The 19,187-nt window shown below is 47.1% G+C and carries 22 protein-coding genes; 17 read left to right on the top strand and 5 right to left on the bottom strand.

Features of this window, described 5'->3' with window-relative positions:
* Positions 1-174: 174 nt before the first annotated feature.
* The 6 genes from ACFPYJ_RS21900 (at position 175) to thiI (ending at position 4,842) form a co-directional block, all read left to right on the top strand.
* Positions 175-675: a YpuI family protein gene (locus ACFPYJ_RS21900; protein ID WP_379190350.1), complete on the top strand. Its 501-nt coding sequence runs from the start codon at positions 175-177 to the stop codon at positions 673-675.
* Positions 676-728: 53 nt separating this feature from the next.
* Positions 729-941, top strand: coding sequence for a DUF1540 domain-containing protein (locus ACFPYJ_RS21895; RefSeq protein WP_379190349.1), 213 nt, complete (start codon positions 729-731; stop codon positions 939-941).
* Between the two features lie 7 nt (positions 942-948).
* Complete coding sequence (locus tag ACFPYJ_RS21890; RefSeq protein ID WP_379190348.1) at positions 949-1,347, top strand: hypothetical protein; 399 nt, start codon at positions 949-951, stop codon at positions 1,345-1,347.
* Between the two features lie 152 nt (positions 1,348-1,499).
* A complete protein-coding gene (locus tag ACFPYJ_RS21885) occupies positions 1,500-2,216 on the top strand; it encodes a lytic transglycosylase domain-containing protein (RefSeq protein ID WP_379190347.1) in 717 nt (238 codons plus the stop codon).
* Between the two features lie 245 nt (positions 2,217-2,461).
* A complete protein-coding gene (locus tag ACFPYJ_RS21880) occupies positions 2,462-3,625 on the top strand; it encodes a cysteine desulfurase family protein (protein ID WP_379190346.1) in 1,164 nt (387 codons plus the stop codon).
* Positions 3,622-4,842, top strand: coding sequence for a tRNA uracil 4-sulfurtransferase ThiI (thiI, locus tag ACFPYJ_RS21875; protein WP_379190345.1), 1,221 nt, complete (start codon positions 3,622-3,624; stop codon positions 4,840-4,842). Before ACFPYJ_RS21880 ends, thiI begins: the two co-directional genes overlap by 4 nt.
* A 35-nt stretch (positions 4,843-4,877) precedes the next feature.
* Here the strand turns inward: thiI and ACFPYJ_RS21870 are convergent, their stop codons facing one another.
* The gene (locus ACFPYJ_RS21870; RefSeq protein WP_379190344.1) at positions 4,878-5,576 is read right to left on the bottom strand and encodes a TerC family protein; all 699 of its coding nucleotides are present in this window, start codon (positions 5,574-5,576) and stop codon (positions 4,878-4,880) included.
* Between the two features lie 159 nt (positions 5,577-5,735).
* On the opposite strand from ACFPYJ_RS21870, the gene ACFPYJ_RS21865 reads away from it, so the two are divergent.
* The 7 genes from ACFPYJ_RS21865 to ACFPYJ_RS21835 all read left to right on the top strand — a co-directional run bounded on the left by ACFPYJ_RS21865 (position 5,736) and on the right by ACFPYJ_RS21835 (position 11,338).
* Entirely contained in the window at positions 5,736-6,395 is a 660-nt protein-coding gene (locus tag ACFPYJ_RS21865) for a YjbE family putative metal transport protein (protein WP_379190343.1), read from the top strand.
* 107 nt (positions 6,396-6,502) lie between these two features.
* A complete protein-coding gene (locus tag ACFPYJ_RS21860) occupies positions 6,503-6,985 on the top strand; it encodes a hypothetical protein (RefSeq protein ID WP_379190342.1) in 483 nt (160 codons plus the stop codon).
* A gap of 75 nt (positions 6,986-7,060) precedes the next feature.
* A complete protein-coding gene (gene typA, locus ACFPYJ_RS21855) occupies positions 7,061-8,902 on the top strand; it encodes a translational GTPase TypA (protein WP_379190341.1) in 1,842 nt (613 codons plus the stop codon).
* Positions 8,903-9,038: 136 nt separating this feature from the next.
* The gene (locus ACFPYJ_RS21850; protein ID WP_379190340.1) at positions 9,039-9,350 is read left to right on the top strand and encodes a YlaH-like family protein; all 312 of its coding nucleotides are present in this window, start codon (positions 9,039-9,041) and stop codon (positions 9,348-9,350) included.
* A 121-nt stretch (positions 9,351-9,471) separates the two neighbouring features.
* Complete coding sequence (locus ACFPYJ_RS21845; protein WP_379190339.1) at positions 9,472-9,744, top strand: hypothetical protein; 273 nt, start codon at positions 9,472-9,474, stop codon at positions 9,742-9,744.
* 108 nt (positions 9,745-9,852) lie between these two features.
* The gene (locus ACFPYJ_RS21840; protein ID WP_379190338.1) at positions 9,853-10,806 is read left to right on the top strand and encodes an LCP family protein; all 954 of its coding nucleotides are present in this window, start codon (positions 9,853-9,855) and stop codon (positions 10,804-10,806) included.
* A gap of 79 nt (positions 10,807-10,885) precedes the next feature.
* Positions 10,886-11,338, top strand: coding sequence for a pyridoxamine 5'-phosphate oxidase family protein (locus ACFPYJ_RS21835; RefSeq protein ID WP_379190337.1), 453 nt, complete (start codon positions 10,886-10,888; stop codon positions 11,336-11,338).
* A 45-nt stretch (positions 11,339-11,383) separates the two neighbouring features.
* Here ACFPYJ_RS21835 and ACFPYJ_RS21830 read toward each other — a convergent pair whose 3' ends face one another.
* On the bottom strand, positions 11,384-11,929 hold the full coding sequence (locus tag ACFPYJ_RS21830) for a YhcN/YlaJ family sporulation lipoprotein (RefSeq protein ID WP_379190336.1): 546 nt from the start codon (positions 11,927-11,929) through the stop codon (positions 11,384-11,386).
* Positions 11,930-12,042: 113 nt separating this feature from the next.
* On the opposite strand from ACFPYJ_RS21830, the gene ACFPYJ_RS21825 reads away from it, so the two are divergent.
* Positions 12,043-13,380, top strand: coding sequence for a PhoH family protein (locus ACFPYJ_RS21825; protein WP_379190335.1), 1,338 nt, complete (start codon positions 12,043-12,045; stop codon positions 13,378-13,380).
* Here ACFPYJ_RS21825 and ACFPYJ_RS21820 read toward each other — a convergent pair.
* Entirely contained in the window at positions 13,377-13,886 is a 510-nt protein-coding gene (locus tag ACFPYJ_RS21820; protein ID WP_379190334.1) for a hypothetical protein, read from the bottom strand. The two genes, ACFPYJ_RS21825 and ACFPYJ_RS21820, sit on opposite strands and share 4 nt — an antisense overlap.
* Positions 13,887-14,168: 282 nt before the next feature.
* Between ACFPYJ_RS21820 and ACFPYJ_RS21815 the strand changes: the two genes are divergently transcribed.
* Entirely contained in the window at positions 14,169-15,509 is a 1,341-nt protein-coding gene (locus ACFPYJ_RS21815; RefSeq protein WP_379190333.1) for an extracellular solute-binding protein, read from the top strand.
* On the opposite strand, the gene ACFPYJ_RS21810 is transcribed toward ACFPYJ_RS21815, so the two are convergent.
* Positions 15,480-16,565: a coiled-coil domain-containing protein gene (locus ACFPYJ_RS21810; RefSeq protein ID WP_379190332.1), complete on the bottom strand. Its 1,086-nt coding sequence runs from the start codon at positions 16,563-16,565 to the stop codon at positions 15,480-15,482. The two genes, ACFPYJ_RS21815 and ACFPYJ_RS21810, sit on opposite strands and share 30 nt — an antisense overlap.
* Before the next feature lie 103 nt (positions 16,566-16,668).
* On the opposite strand from ACFPYJ_RS21810, the gene ACFPYJ_RS21805 reads away from it, so the two are divergent.
* Positions 16,669-17,847: a class I SAM-dependent methyltransferase gene (locus ACFPYJ_RS21805; protein ID WP_379190331.1), complete on the top strand. Its 1,179-nt coding sequence runs from the start codon at positions 16,669-16,671 to the stop codon at positions 17,845-17,847.
* A 173-nt stretch (positions 17,848-18,020) separates the two neighbouring features.
* On the opposite strand, the gene ACFPYJ_RS21800 is transcribed toward ACFPYJ_RS21805, so the two are convergent.
* Positions 18,021-18,257 carry a DUF2626 domain-containing protein gene (locus ACFPYJ_RS21800; protein ID WP_379190330.1) on the bottom strand — a complete coding sequence of 79 codons (237 nt, stop codon included), beginning with the start codon at positions 18,255-18,257 and terminating at the stop codon, positions 18,021-18,023.
* Between the two features lie 269 nt (positions 18,258-18,526).
* Here ACFPYJ_RS21800 and ACFPYJ_RS21795 point away from each other — a divergent pair, with 269 nt between their 5' ends.
* Positions 18,527-19,174 carry an RsfA family transcriptional regulator gene (locus tag ACFPYJ_RS21795; protein WP_379190329.1) on the top strand — a complete coding sequence of 216 codons (648 nt, stop codon included), beginning with the start codon at positions 18,527-18,529 and terminating at the stop codon, positions 19,172-19,174.
* Positions 19,175-19,187: the final 13 nt, after the last annotated feature.

Genomic DNA, 19,187 nt, shown 5'->3' with positions numbered 1-19,187 from the left:
AACATAACTGCATATTGGTAAGCCGGTTTCCGGCTTCTGTTGATTAGAGTTCGGTGGGCGGCTGTAAAATATACAACTTTTCTTGTTAAAGGACAGTACCATCTGCATGTATTTTGTGGTACGATGTTGATGATTTAAGTATGGTTTGGAAATAAGAAAGGGGAACTACCGATTATGCCTTCGAATAATGTGAAACCGCTGAGCGAATCGACTCGGGACAAATTAAAACTTGCTATTGGCCATTTGGAGACGTTTTTAAACCAGCACGCGCTTCAACAGCTTACAGCTGAGGATCAAGGAAATGAAGCGGAGCTTTTCTATAAAGGATTGCTGTCGGATCTTCGCCATTTGCTTGTTTTCTCTGAAGTGGCATATGAGAAGCTCGGAGTGACGCTTAGACGGCCTAATTTTGAAGTTGAATTTGCAGAACGTGCTTTGTATGAAGTGTACCATCAATGCGTGAACGCATTCTTCTATCCGAAGAATGAGTGCTACTCTGAGGATGGCCGGTACGCTTATACAGGACAAGATGCTATTCGTTTCCGCAAGAAACCAATTAACGAGGCACGCGATATCGTATTGACGGTTTCGAAATTGTTTGAAGAACTTCGCGATGATCTTTCTTACTACGAGAGCGACTACATGACACAGCGTCGCATGCAAGGACAAAAATAAGGCAATCATAACTCACCCCCGGTAAGGGCAACATGATACCGGGGGTGATTTTTATGCCAAATGGCGTACGCTGCAGTGTTGCTAACTGTTCCTTCTGGGCGGAAGGCAATAAATGCAATGCCGATCAAATTCAGATCGACATCGACAGTCACGCAAAAGGGGAGTTTGGTTCCGAGTTCGCTGAAGAAGGTTTCGGACATGAGCACAAGGATGCTGCATCAGAACAAGCTGAGACTTGCTGTCACACTTTCAAGGCGAAGGAGTGAGGCCATAATGAAGCGCCATCCCGATTACAATCCACACAGTCCGCATGATGATACGGAGACTCATCCCGGGTACGATTCAGACCATCATGCATACAACGAAGAGATGGGTGCTGAATTAGGCGCTATTTCACCAGGTTATTCGGGGAAGTATCGGGACCGTCATCTTGTGGAAGACGCAAAGCGTGAGACGCGCTCAGCGGGCCGTGCGACTGGGTGGGCAGCACTTGTATTGGCCGTTCTCTCTTGGTTTGTATGGCCGGTCTTATTGGGCGCAACAGCTGCGGTCGTCGGTTTCCTGGCTTATCGTCAGGGGGCCAGAGGGCTTGGTGTCTGGTCCATAACGCTTGGATTGATTGCATTAGCGTCATATTTAGTGCTTATTCCCATTTATTATGCCATCACCTGAATGACTCATAATGAACCGGCCGGCGAATCTGATTCGCCGGCTTTTCTTCGTAAGCAGATTCAGAACTAATATCACACTAGCGGTAAATGGGAAAAACATGTAGAATAAGATCAAATCATGTCAAATAAGCGCGAAACAGATGGGGGCAACCAATGAGTATTGATCCGCGTATTATGAAAACTTTGCTGCAGCTGCAATGGATGCCAAGCTTGGACATTAATGGGGACAGCCAAAGCAGCACAATCTCTGCTGACAGCCAGAATGGTACCTCTTTATTCGGCACTCTGCTTCAACAAATGATGTCCGGATCAAATACGGAATCCAGCCTTCTGTTAGATACAGGTCTTCAAACATCTGCAATGAATGTTATGCCGCTTAGCGCACTGCCTCCTCAGTTTAGCGGAGATATTTCCCGGATTCAGAGTTTGGATACAAGCAGCGCAAACTCGACAACATATGATGCTTACATAAATGAAGCAGCTGCTAAATATGGTGTTGATCGAGCCCTGATCAAAGCTGTTATAGATACAGAATCCTCCTTCAACACAAATGCTGTTTCTTCTGCTGGAGCTAAAGGGCTTATGCAGTTAATGGACGGTACGGCGCGAGGCTTGGGAGTTGCGAACTCATTGGATCCTCAGCAAAACATAGACGGCGGTACACGTTTCCTCTCGTATTTGCTCCGTAAATATGACGGCAATATTCAGACGGCCCTCGCTGCTTACAACGCAGGTCCCGGCCGCATTGATCGTGCGGGCATTCAATCTGATGCAGAATTGGCGAATAAGCTGGAGCTTCTTCCGAAGGAAACACAGAAATATATGAATAAGGTTCTTGGCAAGCAAGCTTTGTACAGCGCAGCCCTATAAGGAAAACTATATGCTGAAGGATAATAGATCACGGGAAGCTCTGAACGGCGAATTTGCCCAGCTTTCTTCGGTGGTCTTTTATTTTTGCTTGAGAACGTTTATGCTTGTCGATGTGAGTTTTTGTTCGCAAGAAGGATTGCCGCGAAGCATCTCGCTAATAACTAAGCGCTTGCTTGTCGATGCGAGTTTTGCACTCACGATATATTCCAAGATGTCCACGCAGACACTTTCAGGAGGTACAGGTGATGTATTATTTTGATCATTGTGCTTCTACTCCTCCGCATGAGGATGTCATTCGTACGATGGCTGAGGTGATGGCGAAGCATTACGCCAACCCTGGCTCGCTGCACCGAAGCGGAATGGAAGCAGCTAAGCTGCTGGACCGGGCCAGGGGAGTTATCGCAGGCTTATTCGGTACAGACAAGCCAGAATGGATCTTCACCTCCGGAGGAACGGAAAGCAACAATATGGCGATTATCGGTGCGGCCCGTAAATACAAAAGCAGGGGCAATCATCTGATTACAACCGCTATTGAGCATCCGTCCGTTTACGATACATTTGGAGCACTTGAACGGGATGGCTTCCGCGTTACTTATCTTCCGGTCGACAGCAGGGGCATTCTATCATTAAACGATCTTGAGGCTGCTCTGACTAAAGAAACGATATTAGTCAGCGTGATGCATGTTAATAACGAAACCGGTTCGATACAACCGATTGCTGAAATCGGAGCGCTGCTCCGCAAACAGGACCGCATTATTTTTCATGTTGACGGGGTGCAAAGCATAGGCAAGCTTCCGATCGGCCTATCCGGCAGCGGGATCGATCTTTTCTCGGCTTCCGCCCATAAAATTAACGGGCCTAGAGGATTGGGGCTTCTGTATGTTCGGCAGGGTATACAGCTGGATCCCATCTACAGCGGCGGCGGGCAAGAGCAGCGTCTTCGCCCGGGTACGGAAAACCTCGCTGCTATTGTGGCGTCGGCTAAAGCATTTCGAATGGCCGTAGAGAGCCAGCCTGACCGGTATGAGAAAATGCATGGTTTGCGCAGCCGGCTTCTCCGCTGTCTGGAACAGATTCCAGAGCTTGTCCTTAATGGTACGGGCCAGCGTGAAGCTGCCGCTCCCCATATCGTTAATTTCTCGTACCCTGGCATGAAGCCGGAGGTCATCATTCATATGCTGGAGAAGCACCGCGTACTTGCATCGACGAAGTCGGCCTGCTCCTCTAAGGATGACAAACCAAGCCGGGTACTGGAGGCGATGGGACTTGGCAGAGCGCGAGCGGCCAGCGGCATCCGAATCAGCTTCGGAGACGAGCATGGCGATTTAGAACTGGAGTGGTTATGCCGGGTACTTCCAATGGTCGTACAAAAGCTGAAACCGCTTGAAAAAAGGGGTACTCGAGAATGAAGCCAGATATGATTATGATCCGATTCGGCGAATATATGGTTAAAGGCCGTAATCGCCGCCAATTTGAGAATCGAATCGAAGAACAGATCAAGAGAGTGCTGCTGCCTTACCCAGGAACATCGATAAGTAAAGCATTCGGGCGTCTATACATCACGCTTCATAACGAACAATATGAACCCATTGCAGATCAATTGAAGCTGATTTTCGGTATACATTCCTTCAGCCCCGTCAAATTCACCATCAATGATCTGGAGTCAATACGTGCAGCTGCACTCGAGATTATGTTTGAAATGCCGCATAAACCGGACACCTTCAAGGTGTCGGTTCGACGTGTAGAGAAGGAGTTTCCGCACGAGACCTTCGAAATGAACCATCTGGTCGGCTCTCATATTCTTAGGGCGATCCCGAATCTGAAAGTAAACGTGAAGGAGCCGGAAGTAGAGCTTCGAGTTGAAATTCAGCCGGAAGGAACCTATGTTTTCCATGAAATGGTGCAGGGAGCGGGGGGCTATCCGTACGGTACGAACGGCAAGGCGATGCTGCTGTTATCCGGAGGCATCGATAGTCCGGTGGCCGGCTATCTGTCCATGCGCCAAGGGCTTGAAATTGAGGCCGTCCATTTTCACAGTTACCCGTTTACAAGCGATAAGGCGAAGGAGAAGGTTATTGAATTAGCGAAACGGTTGTCTCATTTCAGCGGAGTACCCATTAAGCTGCATCTCGTTTCATTCACGGACATTCAAACGGCGATTGCCCAAAGCAACCGGGAGTCGCTTATCATTACGTTGATGAGGCGCTCTATGCTGCGTATTGCGGAGCGGCTTGCTGAGAAATACCGGGCGCTGGGGCTTGTGACAGGGGATAGTCTGGGTCAAGTCGCCAGTCAGACGCTGAGCAGTATGAATGTGATTGGAAATGACATTCATATTCCGCTTCTTCGCCCGCTCATCACCATGGACAAGAATGAAATAATCCGGATTGCCAAACAAATCGGAACCTACAACACTTCGATTTTGCCTTATGAGGATTGCTGTACCTTGTTTGTCCCTAAGTCACCCAGCACGAATCCGAACTTAAAAATTGTAGAACGGGTTGAAGCTTCGATTCAAGGGTTGGATGATATGATTCATACAGCGGTCGCAAGCGCAGAGGTTATCGAGCTGACACCGGATGTATTATCTGAAGCGCAGAGCGCCGGGAATGAAGACTGGTTCTAGAACATTGCTATTGGAAAAGAAAAGCAGGGAGTCCACTAATGGGATTCCCTGCTTTTTTCGTTTAACGCTCTCTTCGTTCTTGCATTGTTTTTCCATAGCCCGGCGACGACGATCACGATGACAACCAGAATCATGAAAGACCATTTGAACAGGTTGCTGCTTGCAAAGAAGCCTGCGATTCGTTCCTCATGAGTAATCATTTTTGCGGCTGTGTAAGCCAGAACGCCAGAACCGACGTACACAATCCATGGGAACCGATTAATGATTTTCAGGAACAGCGTGCTTCCCCAAACCACAATCGGAATACTGATCAAGAGCCCGAGCACGACCAGAAGGACATGGCCGTGGGCGGCCCCGGCGACCGCGATCACGTTATCCAGACCCATTGCTGCATCCGCGACGATAATTGTCCATACCGACTGCCATAAGGTGTTTCCCGGTTTGACATCATGATCATTCTGATCAACAAGCAGCTTGTAAGCGATCCATAATAATAGAATGCCTCCTGCGAGCAGCAGCCACGGGATATCCAGCAGATAAACGACTAGAATGGTTGCTACCGCGCGAATGACTACGGCCCCCACGGTTCCCCAAATCACCGCTTTTGTCTGCTGCTCCTTCGGTAATTTGCGAGCGGCCAGACCAATTACGATCGCATTGTCACCTGCAAGAATGAGGTCAATAAAGACGATGGTCAGCAGAGCGGATAAAAACTCAAACGAGAGAATTTCCATGATGTGTGCCTCTCCCTTCTGATTCCTAATTTTGAAGGTATATACGTAGTGCCTTGAAGAAAGATTCAAAACTTTTGACTCATAAGCTGTCCTATTTTCACATACAAGTTTCATAAGCTAACAATTAGACTTCGGTTTACTTTTAGGAGGGGCATGCATTTGGAGAGCTTGTTTATATTTATTCAGATTATTTTAATTAATGTCTTGTTGAGTGGAGATAATGCTGTTGTAATTGCTCTGGCAAGTCAGAAGCTGCCTCCTGCGCAGCGCCGTAAAGCGGTTTGGTGGGGGGCTGGCGTAGCTGTAGGACTTCGATGTCTGCTGACGCTGGTGGCGCTGACGCTGCTCACGATCCCTTATTTGCAAGCCGTTGGCGCGATTCTATTATTTATGATTGCTGTAAAGCTTGTAACGGATGCCGCTTCAAACTCCCACGGGAAGCCTGAATTTCGGCAAGAGGTTTCTCTTGGAAGCGCCATACGCACAATTGTGGCGGCTGATTTCATTATGAGCTTGGATAACGTATTGGCCATTGCCGCGGTTGCAGAGGGAGAGCCGGTACTTATTCTGTTCGGTATCGCGCTGAGCATACCGATGATTATTTGGGGGAGTCAGGTGTTAAGCAAGCTGCTTAGAAAGTTTCCAATTCTTGTATATTTAGGCGGAGGGTTGCTTGGATATGCCGCTGGCGAGATGGTCGTCCATGATCCCGGCATGGTTAAGCTCATCCTTCATAATTACCCGACTTTTCAGCAGGCATTTCCACTGCTGTGCATTCCATTAGTGATCATTGTTGCGCTTTTGCGTCTAAAAAAGTAAAATAATGAACATTTTTCAGTGGAAATTACCGCCTTACACTGGTTTTTTGCCGTCCGTTCCAGTACACTAGTAATGATAAAAAGTGTCGAGAGAAGGGATCTTTGGGCATGTCGAAAAATAAATACGCCGTCGGTCTTCTTTTTTTGTTTGCCGGCGCCGTTATTTTACTCGGAAAGCTCGGGTTATTCGCATTTATCGGAACTAACTTCTGGCCGCTTTTCGTGTTGATTCCCGGCATATTGCTGCATGTGCTGTTTTTCGGTCGGTTGCTCCCCCCTTTAGTTCTCGTACCGGGAGCGATTTTGACGATAAACGCCTTCATTTTTTTCTTTTGTATTGCGTTCGGTTGGAGCAATATGCAGTACCTATGGCCCTTTTTTATTTTGGGGGTCGCGCTCGGGTTGTATGAGTATCACTTGTTTGAAATGTCACACCCGAAATATCCGCTGACGATTGCTATGATTTTAGCTCTTATAGCGGTATCGTTTTTTGTCATTATGGCATTCTGGGGCTGGGGTTTGTATATCATTGCAGTGCTTCTGCTTGCGATCGGGGCTTGGTTGATTGCGGGAAAAAGAGCACGCTGGTAATTCTGTCCTTTTGATTTGTTAGCAAGAAGGCAAGACTAGAAAGAAGACTAAACAAAGTGGAGTGGATAATTAACAATGCAAGCCAGAGAAAATTTACGTAATATCGCCATCATCGCGCACGTTGACCACGGTAAAACAACGCTCGTCGACAAATTGCTTCAACAATCAGGAACGTTCCGTGATAATGAAGCGGTTCAAGAACGGGCAATGGATTCCAACGACCTGGAACGTGAACGTGGAATTACGATTTTGGCAAAGAACACCGCAGTAAATTACAAAGAGTTTCTGATCAACATCGTAGATACGCCAGGCCATGCTGACTTTGGCGGAGAAGTTGAACGCATCATGAAAATGGTTGACGGCGTACTGCTTGTCGTTGACGCATTTGAAGGCTGTATGCCGCAAACGAAATTCGTACTTCGCAAAGCGCTTGAGAGCAATCTGACGCCAATCGTCGTACTGAACAAAATTGACCGTCCGAATGCAAGTCCTCAAGATGTCGTTGACGAAGTGCTTGATCTATTTATAGAGCTAGGCGCTAACGATGAACAGCTTGACTTTCCAGTCGTGTACGCTTCCGCGCTTAACGGAACGTCCAGTCTTGACATGGAAAAACAAGATGAAAATATGCAGTCTCTGTATGAAACCATCATCGAGCATATTCCATCGCCGACTGAAAGCGTAGATGAGTCGCTGCAATTCCTTGTTACTTTGCTGGATTACAATGAGTACCTGGGACGTATCGCAGTTGGACGTGTCAATCGCGGTAAAATTCGCCAAGGCCAATCGGTAGCGGTCATTAACCGTGACGGGATTACGAAACAAGCGCGTATCGAGAAGCTGTTCGGCTTCCAAGGCTTGAAACGTATTGAAGTTGAAGAAGCGGGCGCTGGAGATATCGTAGCTATTGCTGGTATTCGCGAGATCAACATCGGTGAAACGATTGCAGATCCTGCCAACCCAGAGGCACTGCCGGTTCTTAAAATTGACGAGCCTACACTGCAAATGACATTCCTCGTTAATAACAGTCCATTCGCAGGACGTGAAGGCAAATGGGTAACTTCCCGTAAGCTTCGTGAACGTCTCTTCAAAGAATTAGAAACAGACGTGGCTCTTCGTGTTGATGAAACTGACAGCCCGGATGCATTCATTGTGTCAGGCCGCGGCGAGCTTCACCTTGGTATACTGATCGAGAATATGCGCCGTGAAGGCTTTGAACTGCAGGTTTCCAAGCCTGAAGTTATTATCAAAGAAATTGACGGAGTTAAGAGCGAGCCTTACGAGCGTCTTCTTATCGATGTCCCAGAAGAAAGTACAGGTCCTGTTATGGAGAGCCTCGGCTCACGTAAAGCGGAAATGGTCAATATGATTAATAACGGAACCGGCCAAGTGCGTATGGAATTTATCATTCCTGCACGCGGATTGATCGGATACCGTACGAATTTCTTGACACTTACTCGCGGTTATGGAATTATGAACAACGCTTTTGAGAAATACGGCCCGCTTGCCGGCGCATCAGTCGGCGGACGTCATCAAGGCGTTCTGGTTGCAAGTGAGAACGGTACTTCGACATTCTACGGAATGTTCGGTGTAGAGGACCGCGGTATTCTGTTCCTTGAGCCTGGTACTGAAGTATACGAAGGAATGATCGTTGGCGAGCATAACCGGGACAGCGACATTATCGTTAACATTTGTAAAGAGAAACAGCTGAACAATATCCGCACAGCTTCCAAGGATGATACGGTTCGTCTGAAAACACCAGTGCTATTCTCGCTGGAGCAGGCTCTCGAGTACTTGAATGATGATGAACTATGTGAAATCACTCCTAAATCGATTCGTCTGCGCAAGAAACTCTTGAATAAGAGTGAGCGCGAACGTGCAGATAAACAGCGCAGAGCCGCAGCTCAAGGCGTTTAAGAATTAGACTAAAGATTAATACATGAATTAAATGGTTACGAACGACGAGAGGCAGGGTAGCGGATCGAATTGGTCCTGTTATCCTGCCGTTTGCGTAGCTTGGCATATGTGTGAAATTGAAAGGAGATGCTTGAAGGTGCAGAACTGGTTCCATGCCCATCCGATCTTAACGTACATCATTATTTTGTGCTTAACGATTTATATTTTCAATGCTGTGTTCCGTGTGCAGCGGCTGCCGATATTGAAAGAAATACTCGTTCATCTCGTTATGGCGCTGGGTTCGTTTATCTTGTTTGTATTACAGTTCGACAAGCTTCCCATTATCCAGTGCATGTCGGTCGCAGTAGCTATGATGCTCATGCTGCGCGGAAGACAGCTTTATGACCGAATAAAAGGCAGAAACGTCAATGCTGCAGAAGTGGATGCCGATTCAGGGAAAAAAGCTTAAACGTTCCCACGATTAAGGAGCAGGCTTCTCAGCAATATGCATGCTTACGAAGCAAGTTTTTGTTTGTTGAATCCGGCATCCGGATTCAAGCTATGCAACAAAAGCTTTAAGGAGGACGTCTATGAGGTTAGAAGACGCATTGTTTAATTGGCTGCAGATTCAGATTGTGGCAGAGGCCAGGCCTGATGATCATGCTGCTGTGGAAACCCGAGACTTCTTTTTGCAAATATTGACTGAGGACCATCAACTCGCACTCGTGCAGATCGACAAAATCGACGATACGATGATACATGTCCGCTATGAGCTGGACGGCCGCAGCAAGATTCAGATGTATCCTCGTGAAATTGGCGAGAAGCTCCTTAGTGATATCAACGAGAATCCGAAATACAACTGAAAAGATAAGGTGAACGCAATGACCAAATCATCAATGCCGCCCAGATCCTCTTCCCGAGGACCGAGAGAGCCTCAACAACCGAAAAAGAAAAAGAAGAAAGTCTTCTGGATGCGCAGATTAATGATTGTGGTTCTGCTGCTGATTATCGGAGGGTTAGGGTACGCCGGTTACCTTTACAAAGTATCAAAGGATGCCTTAAAGGATATTACGACTGATGCAGATCCTACTGTAGAAGTAGCTCCAAGCGAATCAGTCAAAGTGAAGCCGGTTGCTATTATGCTGCTCGGCTTTGATACACGCAAGGAAACGGGCAGCTTGAATTCAGATGTTATGATGGTTGCCGCATTTAATCCGAAGACGAAATCAGCAACGGTCGTCTCGATCCCGCGTGATTCCAAGATCGAGCTGGACGGATACAAAGTCCACAAAGCAAATGCGTATTATGCAAGATTCCTGACGGCTGCCAAGAGTGACGGTCTCGATAAGAAGAGCGCAGAACGCCAAGCGAAGCAGGATATGCGCAAAATGTTTGGCGAGTTTTTTGATATCCCTTTGAATTATACGGCCACCATTAACTTTCAGGGTTTTGCCGATGTTGTTGATGCTCTTGGTGGTGTTAATGTAAATGTCGACATGGACATGCACTACGTCGATCATGCGGATGGTACCAACATCGATTTGACCAAAGGTCCTCAGAAGCTAAATGGCGATGATGCTCTGGATTTCGTCAGATACCGAAAGTCCAATGACGGCAAGAACATGTCCAGTGACTTCGACCGGAACCAGCGAGAAAGCCAGGTTCTGGGTGAAATTGCCGACAAGCTGAAGTCCCTTTCGAGCGTGACCAAAATCGCGGGTGTCATTCGTGCGGTTGGCAATAACATGCGTATGGACATCCCTTCAGGCGAAGTGGAAAACATGATTTCCACATATTTCGGCATTGGACGCGAAGACATCACGTTTATCCCTCTGGAAGGCTCCTGGAAGAGTCCTTATGTACGACTTGACGAGAATAAACTTCAGGCCGCTAAAGAAGCTTTACAAGCAAAACTAGCTGAATGACGGGTGGAAGAGCAAACCCTGCTATGTTATAATGATCGCATCGGAGCATTCATGATCATGTTGCAAGGAGGCAATGCGGATGACCGAGCCCGTTACAGCATTGAACGACGATCTATTTAACCAGTTGAAACAGGAACCTTTCGTACTTCTGCACACTATCGATGCGGATACAGGCTCACCTACGTCCAGTGCTATCTCATGGATCTATGCGGTGGATCGCACCACGCTTCGTTTTGCAATCGACGGCCGCTCTCGTCTGAGTGCGAACATGTCCTCGAATGAAAATGTTAGCGTAACTGTGTTTGCGCCCGGATCTGTTCAAACCGTTTACGGGAAAGCAGCACTGCGTTCTGAAGCGCTCGAAGAAGTACCGTTTAAACTTGTTTGCTTCGATATTGAAATTGGACATATCCGCGATGCGATGTTTTACGGCGCCCGCTTGTCCACACTACCTGCTGTTGTGAAAACTTATGACAAAAGAGCTGCCGACAAACTGGATGGACAGGTGTTTGCAGCCATGAAGAAAGCCTAGTGTAACATCGCTAGGCTTTTTGTGTTCTTATATGGCTGCTCGTTTTTACAAATTCTTATGAATCTTTGGCTGATCTTGTTTATCCGGCTCCGCTTGACGGGGTTGAACATCCCGCGGAAGCTGAGGTACAATGCGTCCGACGATGTCGGCGAGTTCCTCTGCCATACCTGCTAATGGCCGTCCGCGTTTGATGTCGGCCTGGACTTCCCGCAGCCTCTGGGATAAGTCCATATCGGCAGTGACAATTGCATCGATACCGTAAGGATCTTTATGAAATGCTTCCGCTACAGCATATTTGATCGTGCCGACACGTGATCGTTCCATCGTACTGACTACATCAATGCCAACGATCGCTGTATTTTTAAACACGACACAATGAGCGCCCTTCACGCCCGGAACTTTCATCGCGAGCTTCTCTAAATGGGCTGCGACTTGTTTCGGGCTGGTAATAGCCTTCTTACGAGGCGAGCTCTGCTGGACTTTAACGCGGTTATCATTCTGCGGAGAGGGTGATGTCTCATTGCGCGCGACGGTACCGCAACCTGTCGCAAGCAGGCAAAGGATCAAAGCCGACACCAGCCACTTGCTCATATTCGCCACCTGACCTTTCTTTAGCCACGTTTGTCTGTTCAAGTGTAGTTTGCCCAGAGCAGGTATCGCTATGTACGCCTTTGAACGAAATTCCAACGCCGGGAGGGCTCACGATGAAAAAAATATTCGTGCTCGATACCAATGTTCTTTTGCATGATCCACAAGCGATCTTCGCCTTTGAAGATAATGAGATCATTATTCCCGCAGTGGTGTTGGAAGAGATTGATTCTAAGAAAAGGTTAGCTGACGAATTGGGCAGAAATGCGCGCCATGTTTCTCGTTTACTCGATCAAATGCGTGAGGATGGACGGCTGCACGAAGGAATTACTCTCCCTAATGGAGGCCTGCTCAAGGTTGAACTGAATCATCGCAGCTATGTTCGAGTGCAAGACATGTTTGGTGAGATGTCAAATGATAACCGGATTTTGGCGGTTGCTTTAAACTATTCCCTGGAAGAGAAGGAGAAGCCGGAAGAGCGACCCGTTATCATTGTAAGCAAAGATGTCCTTGTCCGTATCAAAGCGGATGTATTGGGGCTCGCAGCTCAAGATTACCGGTCCGATCAAGTCGTTGTAACGGCTTCGGATGTGTATACCGGATATTTAACACTGTTCGTACACCCTGCGGTTATCGATGAATTTTATACGTACCGTTTCTTAACGATTAAGAATCTGCAGCTCGGCAGCACACGACTACAGCCGAATGAATTCGTTATTCTGCGAGATGAGATGGGCACCTCCAAATCTGCGCTGCTCAAAGTAACGCAAGATGGCGCACGGCTAGAGCCGCTGTATCTTAGCAATGACCCGGTATGGGGAATGACTGCCCGCAATGCGCAGCAAAGAATGGCACTGGAGCTGCTTCTTAACGACGATATCCCGCTTGTCACCCTAACAGGAAAAGCGGGTACAGGCAAGACCTTGCTTGCATTGGCTGCCGGACTTATGAAGGTTGAGGATGAGCATAAATACAAAAAATTGCTGATTGCAAGGCCCGTCGTCCCGATGGGTAAGGATATCGGGTATCTTCCAGGTGAGAAAGAAGAGAAGCTGCGTCCATGGATGCAGCCGATTTATGATAATTTAGAATTTTTATTCGATACGAAAAAATCAGGGGATATTGATAAAATATTAATGGGGCTTGGCAGTATACAGGTGGAGGCATTAACTTATATCCGCGGACGTTCCATTCCAGGCCAGTTCATTATTATTGATGAAGCGCAGAACCTGACCAGGCACGAGGTGAAAACAATCGTTTCCCGTGTAGGGGAAGGAAGTAAAATTGTGTTGATGGGAGATCCGGAGCAAATTGATCATCCGTACTTGGATTCAATCAGCAATGGATTGACTCATATCGTTGAACGGTTCAAGCAGGAGGGTGTGAGCGGTCATATGACCCTTGAGAAGGGCGAGAGATCAAAGCTCGCCCAGCTGGCTGCAGATCTACTTTAGATAGCCTCTGAGGCCAGAGGGAGCCGTTCAGCGCGGCAATGATAAGCTCTTGCAATGCCTTCAATAAGCTCTACCTGATGACGGTCGACAGCTAACAGCTGTCGGCCGTTTGCGTTACTGGAAGCAAGTGTATGCTCCTCAGTCTGCTGCAGCGCCTGCGTCAGCTCCGATTCCGGTTCCACTCCGTCCAAAGCCACGATAGCAGTAAGTGCCATATCCAGAAAATGATTACCTTGTCTTGTCAGAACGCCATAGTCTGTGAAGGTTCTATCATTGATTAACCATTTCTCGTCGAGCTGAAGCCACATGCCCCGCTCACTAGGGACTTTATAACGCTCCACAAAAGCTTCGATTGCATCAGCATCACTTGAACCGCTAACGAAGAGGAGTGTTTTATGACGATCCACCAAGGTCGCGATGTCGGCTATTCCTTTGATAATTTGGGCGTAGTAACCGGGAAGCTTATCCTCCGGCAAGTTAAGCTCGACACTAATAATTAGCTGCATGAGCAGACCTCCGTTCGTTTCTTTTTCGGTTCATTATGAACGATTTCCATTGGATAATCAACAAATGTGAGGCGACAAAGAAGAGCTTTCTTGGTACAATAAAAGCTAGGACAAAAGTTTTAGAGCATGTAAACAGTCACATTTTCTTCGAATCGATATTGCGTTTATGTAGCGTTTTTTCGGAAAACTAAGATTATGCTTTTGGAGCAAGTTTCCCTTCGGAAAACTTAAGATAATGCTTTCGGAGCAAGTTTTCCTTCGGAAAACTTTTAGGAGGTAAAAGTGTCCCGTAAGAAATATGTTTTGCTGCTGCTCGGTGTGTTTACGATATGCGCGGCGCTGCTTGTTCCGATGTTTGGCAAGCCTGGATTGACAGTCATCCCGTTCGATGGGCCGCCTTCGGCACAGCAGCCTAAAGTTGTTGATGGAAGCAAGAAGAATACGGTAACTCTGCGAGCAGCTGTATCGATGCAGGCGTCAGAATATCAATATTGGATAGAAAGCAATGAGAAATTCCAACATGTTCATCCTGCAATCAAGGTAGAATTAATTAATTTTCCGACAGCCGAGGCCTATGATACATGGAAGGAAGACTCTCAAATCGGAGATCCATTTGATATCATGCTTTTGGATAATAACCGGGTAAGAGAGTTTGCTGTTCAAGGCTATTTGCTCCCGACGGACGGTATATTTACGGGAGATTCGCTAGCTGATCAATTGGAAGCGCTCACAGATCTTCTGAAGTGGAACGGTTCACTTTGGGGGGTACCGCTTGACTGTAATCCGCTGCTCGTTGTATGGCAGCGCGAGCTGCTGAAAACTGCCGGGCTGAATGCTTCCCCAAAGGATTGGAGTACGTTTAAAACTGCATGGAATGGGCTCCAATCGGCAAATCCTAATTTGAAATGGTTTAACATTCTGCCGGCGGAACCGAGTCAAATTATCGCTTGGCTTGGTGCGTTTAAGGACAATAGTCAATCTGCGGTCAATTTGCTGCCATTTAATGAGGGCTCCAAACAACAACTCCGCTTTGCGGCAGATTATGCCAAGCAGATGTCGGCTCTGAATCCAGTTCTGGATTCTGCTAAACTCATGCAGCAGTTTGAATCCGGTACGTTGCTCTCTTCTGTGCTGCCTTGGTCGGTTTACCAATCCCTTTCAGATGCTGAACGGAAACGGTTAACAATCGGAAATCAAACAGGGCCGATAAGCTGGAGCGGCGGGAATAGCTTTGTTTTGTCATCTAAATTGGAGGATCTGGATGCTGCGCGTTTATGGATAAATGAAATGACCTCTACCAGCAGCCAGCTCGATCGTTATTCCCGTTTCATGAGGCTGCCAGCGAGGATATCCGCCTATACGAATGAGTTTGAAACGAGTGAGATCTCGGAGAATCCCCCTAATTGGCTGATCAATATGCTGGAAAGCCAGCCCCTGCTGCCTGATCCGTATTGGTCCGAGCGTTGGAACAAATGGTTGGAATTATGGAAGAACCGCCATGATTGGAGTTCTTTTACGACGGAACAGGCGGGTGCATTGGTTAAGCAGTGGAACGGGGAACAAGAAAGCGGTGGCACAGCGCCGCCGCTCTCATCAAAGGGAAATGGAAAGCTTAACAATTAGCTTTCCATTTTCTGTTTGTACAGATTTCGTTCTGAGGAACGAAACCATTTTTTGCGGATAAAAACCGAGGTCGAACTCCTTTTCAAGCGAATGGCGGGTTGTGTCCGGCAGAGCCAGACCGTTAAATATGAGTTCATCTACATGGAATAGAATAGCGCCGGTCTTCTCCACTGTGTAATGACCAGATAATTTGACCTCCATGCCATCCCGTTTACCGGATACCTCCACCGAATCATCATGAAAGGCAAAAGCAAAATTATTAAACAGCTCATTTTGTTCCCTGAGGAAGGTATTCAATTGATCATCGGAGACGGTAAGTGTATAGTTGAAACCGTCGATTTCAAGCATGTCTTTGTTGTCTTGCACCCAAGCCGGCATTTTATTCATCGCTTTGGACAAGGCGCTGAAATAACGTTTGACCTCTAATAAACCGACATTTTTCCAGTAGTCATTAAATTCATTGATCATATTAAGGAGCTTGTCAGCATCGGACCTTCCGCTTAGCTGGCTGTCTACATCCTCCTGCAGGGCTGCTACCCGGCTGCGCTGCTCTGTGAGCTGCTTCTGAACCTCGGCGAGCTGTTCGGATTGGGCATCAAGCTTATCGATTTCTTTTTTTAATTCGCGGTATTGTTTCGTATAGGTGTTCAAGGTAAGCTGATCATTAGAGAAAATAAAGTCAAAATAATCGACCATGGTGAGCAAACTGGACAGGTTATCGGACGATAGCACGGCTGTCAGCATGAAGTCTCTCTCACCGGTATAATAGGCTCGAAGTACAGCTCCGGCCTTCTCTTGATGTTCAGCGATGGATGCCTTCTGCTTGTCCAGCTCGGATTGGGACTGCACCAGCTTAGTTGAGATCGCAGTCTGCTGCTGCACGATACGAGCTATTTCTTTGTCGATTTCAACGACAGATAAACTTTTCTCCAGGATACGTCTCACTTCTTCATCAACAGGCTGCTGCGGCTGTGCAAAAACGGGGATGATGGTCAGCCACGTGGCGATCGCGCAAACGACGATTACCAGGGTTCTGCGATGCTTCATACCTGTCACGCTCTGCTCCCCTTTCAAAGACGTGTTTGCTTGGACTACTATATGCGTACAATCTCTCTATTATATCTTGTAACTGAAATTTTGTCCTTGAATGGAGGCAGGCATGAACCGTTCGGAACAGCTAAAGAATCGCATTGAAAAACGCATTCGAAGGGATGGCATTGCTGGGAAAAAGCTGAACGCGGCGCCTATTCAAGCGGATGTGCGCTGCATTTCGTTTTATGATTATATGGAAATGTGTCTCTATGATCAGGAATATGGTTACTACCGGTCAGGTGCGGTGAGAGTGGGGAAATCAGGAGATTTCTATACCAGCTCTGCTGTAGGTACGATTATGGGGGAGAAACTGGCCGGCTTCTTAACAAGGCTTGTTGATGAATATGGCGGATGCGCCGATGTTGGTGAATGGGGAGCTGGAACAGGAAGATTATCCAAGCAGATTATCGATATTTGGGAACAGGAAAGGCCTGACTGGTTATCCCAATTGACATACATGGTTGTGGATGGCAGCCCTGTTCACTTAGCTGAGGCTGAGCGGCTATTTCAAGAATCAAGGTTTGAGACGCAGGCTAAAGCGGAAATACGTTTCATGACTCCCCAAGAGGCGGAAATAGAACATTGGAGAGATAAACCGCTGATTATATTTGCCAATGAGCTGCTTGACGCGTTTCCTGTTCACCGGCTCGTTCTGCATGAAGATCAGCTGTGGGAGATGGCTGTGACCTTGAGCGAGGAGGATTCATCAAGGAATGGGCGGCCTTTTCAATATGCTATAGTGCCGCTCACGAATCCGGAGCTGGAACAATCGTTAGCGGCTGATGGCATCAAGCTGGCTGAAGGTCAGGAAGTTGAAATCAACCTGGCCGCAGAACGCTGGATCAAGGAGATGTCTGCCCGAATGTCAGCGGGTGCGCTTATCATCATTGATTACGGTCATGAAGCGGATGAATTGGCTGGACCTCATCGCATGAAAGGAACTTTGCTTTGCTACAAGGATCATATTGCACATGATGATCCATTCCGGTTCATTGGAGAGCAGGACATAACGGCTCATGTGAATTTCATGGCTTGCCGAAGAGCAGCGGAGAAGTCTGGCTGGAAGGTGAGCTATTATCAGACTCAAAAGCAGTTTCTGATTGATCAAGGTGTTCTGGATGATTTAGTGGATCATGATGGCTCAGATCCGTTCAGTGAGGCGGCTAAGCGTAACCGGTCGATCCGCCAGTTATTGTGGAGCGACATTATGAGTGAGGCGTTCAAGGTCATGATTCTGCAGAAATAAGAAGAAATGGTTTGCACGGCCCAGAGGGTGCGCAGAAAACCGTTTCTTTCCGTAAACCTTTAGAGGATATGATGTTCAAATGCAGATTTCCGATTGAATTGAAAAAGGCTGTTCCAGGTAGAGGTTGTCTACCTGGAACAGCCTTTTGGCTATTTGGCGTTTAGTTGGTGCTATTAGAACGGGTTGCCCATTACGAATACCGTCCAGTAAGTGAATCCAACAAACGAGATAAACATGTATGCCCAGAACATTAACATATACGTTTTCTCGGAGAAGTTCAAATAGCCGAGCAAGACAAAAACAACGGTTTGGATAAAAAACAACAACGCCATCTCAGTCATGTGGCCTGCAAAAGCCATTAGAGCGATAACCAGCGTCCAAAAGCCAAGCACTCGGAACATGCGTGCCATGAGTGCATCCCCCTCTCGTCAGTCACGACCCGTTTTCTATTGCCCATTATAACGTCTCGGGTAACGACTGTAAACTGTTTCACTCGTGACGAATTGGCAAACTTTTTATTGTTATGACATGTCCTGATACAAGTTTGCATCAAATTCGGAAAAAATATGTATGAGCCCTCAATAAAATGGATATACAAATTAGTATCCGATAGATTCTATGAACTCTACCAAGGGCATAGAGATAAAGTAAGCGCCTAATGTTAGGAGGTTTTGGTTGCATGACAGCAGTCAGACAAGATGCGTGGAGCCCGGATGATGATCTCATCCTCGCTGAAGTAACATTGCGGCATATCCGCGAGGGCAGTACACAGCTAGCCGCTTTTGAGGAAGTGGGGGAGCGAATAGGCCGAACTTCAGCAGCATGCGGATTTCGCTGGAATAGCTGCGTTCGCAAACGCTATGAAGATGCGATACAAATTGCTAAGCAGCAGCGCCAGAAGCGGAATTATATGAAAAAACAAACGTATGTGGTAACTCCTCACGTGTCATCTATAGGCATAATCGACACAGAAGAGCGCACATACAAAAGTGAGCCTTTGACAGAAGAATCGCTCTCCATTGATTCGGTTGTACGTTTCCTTCGCCAATGGAAAAGCACTTACCAAGAGCTCAGCCGTCAAATTAAAACGCTTGAACGCGATGTTCGCGAAAAAGAAGAAGAGCTGTTCACATTAAGAGAGCTTAACGAACGTTTATCTCTAGAAGTCAATAATGTTCAAACGGATTACCGCGCAGTTAATGATGATTATAAAACGCTTATTCAAATTATGGACCGGGCACGAAGGCTTACAGTGTTAACGGAAGAAGATGAATCCAAGCCGCGTTTTAAAATGGATGCGAACGGTAATTTGGAACGGATTGAGTAATGAATGATTGGTT

It is taken from the genome of Paenibacillus solisilvae, assembly GCF_042656405.1.
GTDB lineage: Bacteria > Bacillota > Bacilli > Paenibacillales > Paenibacillaceae > Paenibacillus_Z > Paenibacillus_Z solisilvae.
This window is presented reverse-complemented; position numbering and strand designations above follow the sequence as displayed.

Bases quoted from the DNA above. Each gene is read 5' to 3' on its own strand.
- ACFPYJ_RS21845 (WP_379190339.1), top strand. From the start codon at position 9,472: ATGAGGTTAGAAGACGCATTGTTTAATTGGCTGCAGATTCAGATTGTG.
- ACFPYJ_RS21795 (WP_379190329.1), top strand. From the start codon at position 18,527: ATGACAGCAGTCAGACAAGATGCGTGGAGCCCGGATGATGATCTCATC.
- ACFPYJ_RS21900 (WP_379190350.1), top strand. From the start codon at position 175: ATGCCTTCGAATAATGTGAAACCGCTGAGCGAATCGACTCGGGACAAA.
- ACFPYJ_RS21880 (WP_379190346.1), top strand. From the start codon at position 2,462: ATGTATTATTTTGATCATTGTGCTTCTACTCCTCCGCATGAGGATGTC.
- ACFPYJ_RS21805 (WP_379190331.1), top strand. From the start codon at position 16,669: ATGAACCGTTCGGAACAGCTAAAGAATCGCATTGAAAAACGCATTCGA.
- ACFPYJ_RS21895 (WP_379190349.1), top strand. From the start codon at position 729: ATGCCAAATGGCGTACGCTGCAGTGTTGCTAACTGTTCCTTCTGGGCG.
- ACFPYJ_RS21840 (WP_379190338.1), top strand. From the start codon at position 9,853: ATGCGCAGATTAATGATTGTGGTTCTGCTGCTGATTATCGGAGGGTTA.
- typA (WP_379190341.1), top strand. From the start codon at position 7,061: ATGCAAGCCAGAGAAAATTTACGTAATATCGCCATCATCGCGCACGTT.
- ACFPYJ_RS21830 (WP_379190336.1), bottom strand. From the start codon at position 11,929: ATGAGCAAGTGGCTGGTGTCGGCTTTGATCCTTTGCCTGCTTGCGACA.
- ACFPYJ_RS21820 (WP_379190334.1), bottom strand. From the start codon at position 13,886: ATGCAGCTAATTATTAGTGTCGAGCTTAACTTGCCGGAGGATAAGCTT.
- ACFPYJ_RS21825 (WP_379190335.1), top strand. From the start codon at position 12,043: ATGAAAAAAATATTCGTGCTCGATACCAATGTTCTTTTGCATGATCCA.
- ACFPYJ_RS21885 (WP_379190347.1), top strand. From the start codon at position 1,500: ATGAGTATTGATCCGCGTATTATGAAAACTTTGCTGCAGCTGCAATGG.
- ACFPYJ_RS21870 (WP_379190344.1), bottom strand. From the start codon at position 5,576: ATGGAAATTCTCTCGTTTGAGTTTTTATCCGCTCTGCTGACCATCGTC.
- ACFPYJ_RS21890 (WP_379190348.1), top strand. From the start codon at position 949: ATGAAGCGCCATCCCGATTACAATCCACACAGTCCGCATGATGATACG.
- thiI (WP_379190345.1), top strand. From the start codon at position 3,622: ATGAAGCCAGATATGATTATGATCCGATTCGGCGAATATATGGTTAAA.
- ACFPYJ_RS21835 (WP_379190337.1), top strand. From the start codon at position 10,886: ATGACCGAGCCCGTTACAGCATTGAACGACGATCTATTTAACCAGTTG.
- ACFPYJ_RS21860 (WP_379190342.1), top strand. From the start codon at position 6,503: ATGTCGAAAAATAAATACGCCGTCGGTCTTCTTTTTTTGTTTGCCGGC.
- ACFPYJ_RS21800 (WP_379190330.1), bottom strand. From the start codon at position 18,257: ATGGCACGCATGTTCCGAGTGCTTGGCTTTTGGACGCTGGTTATCGCT.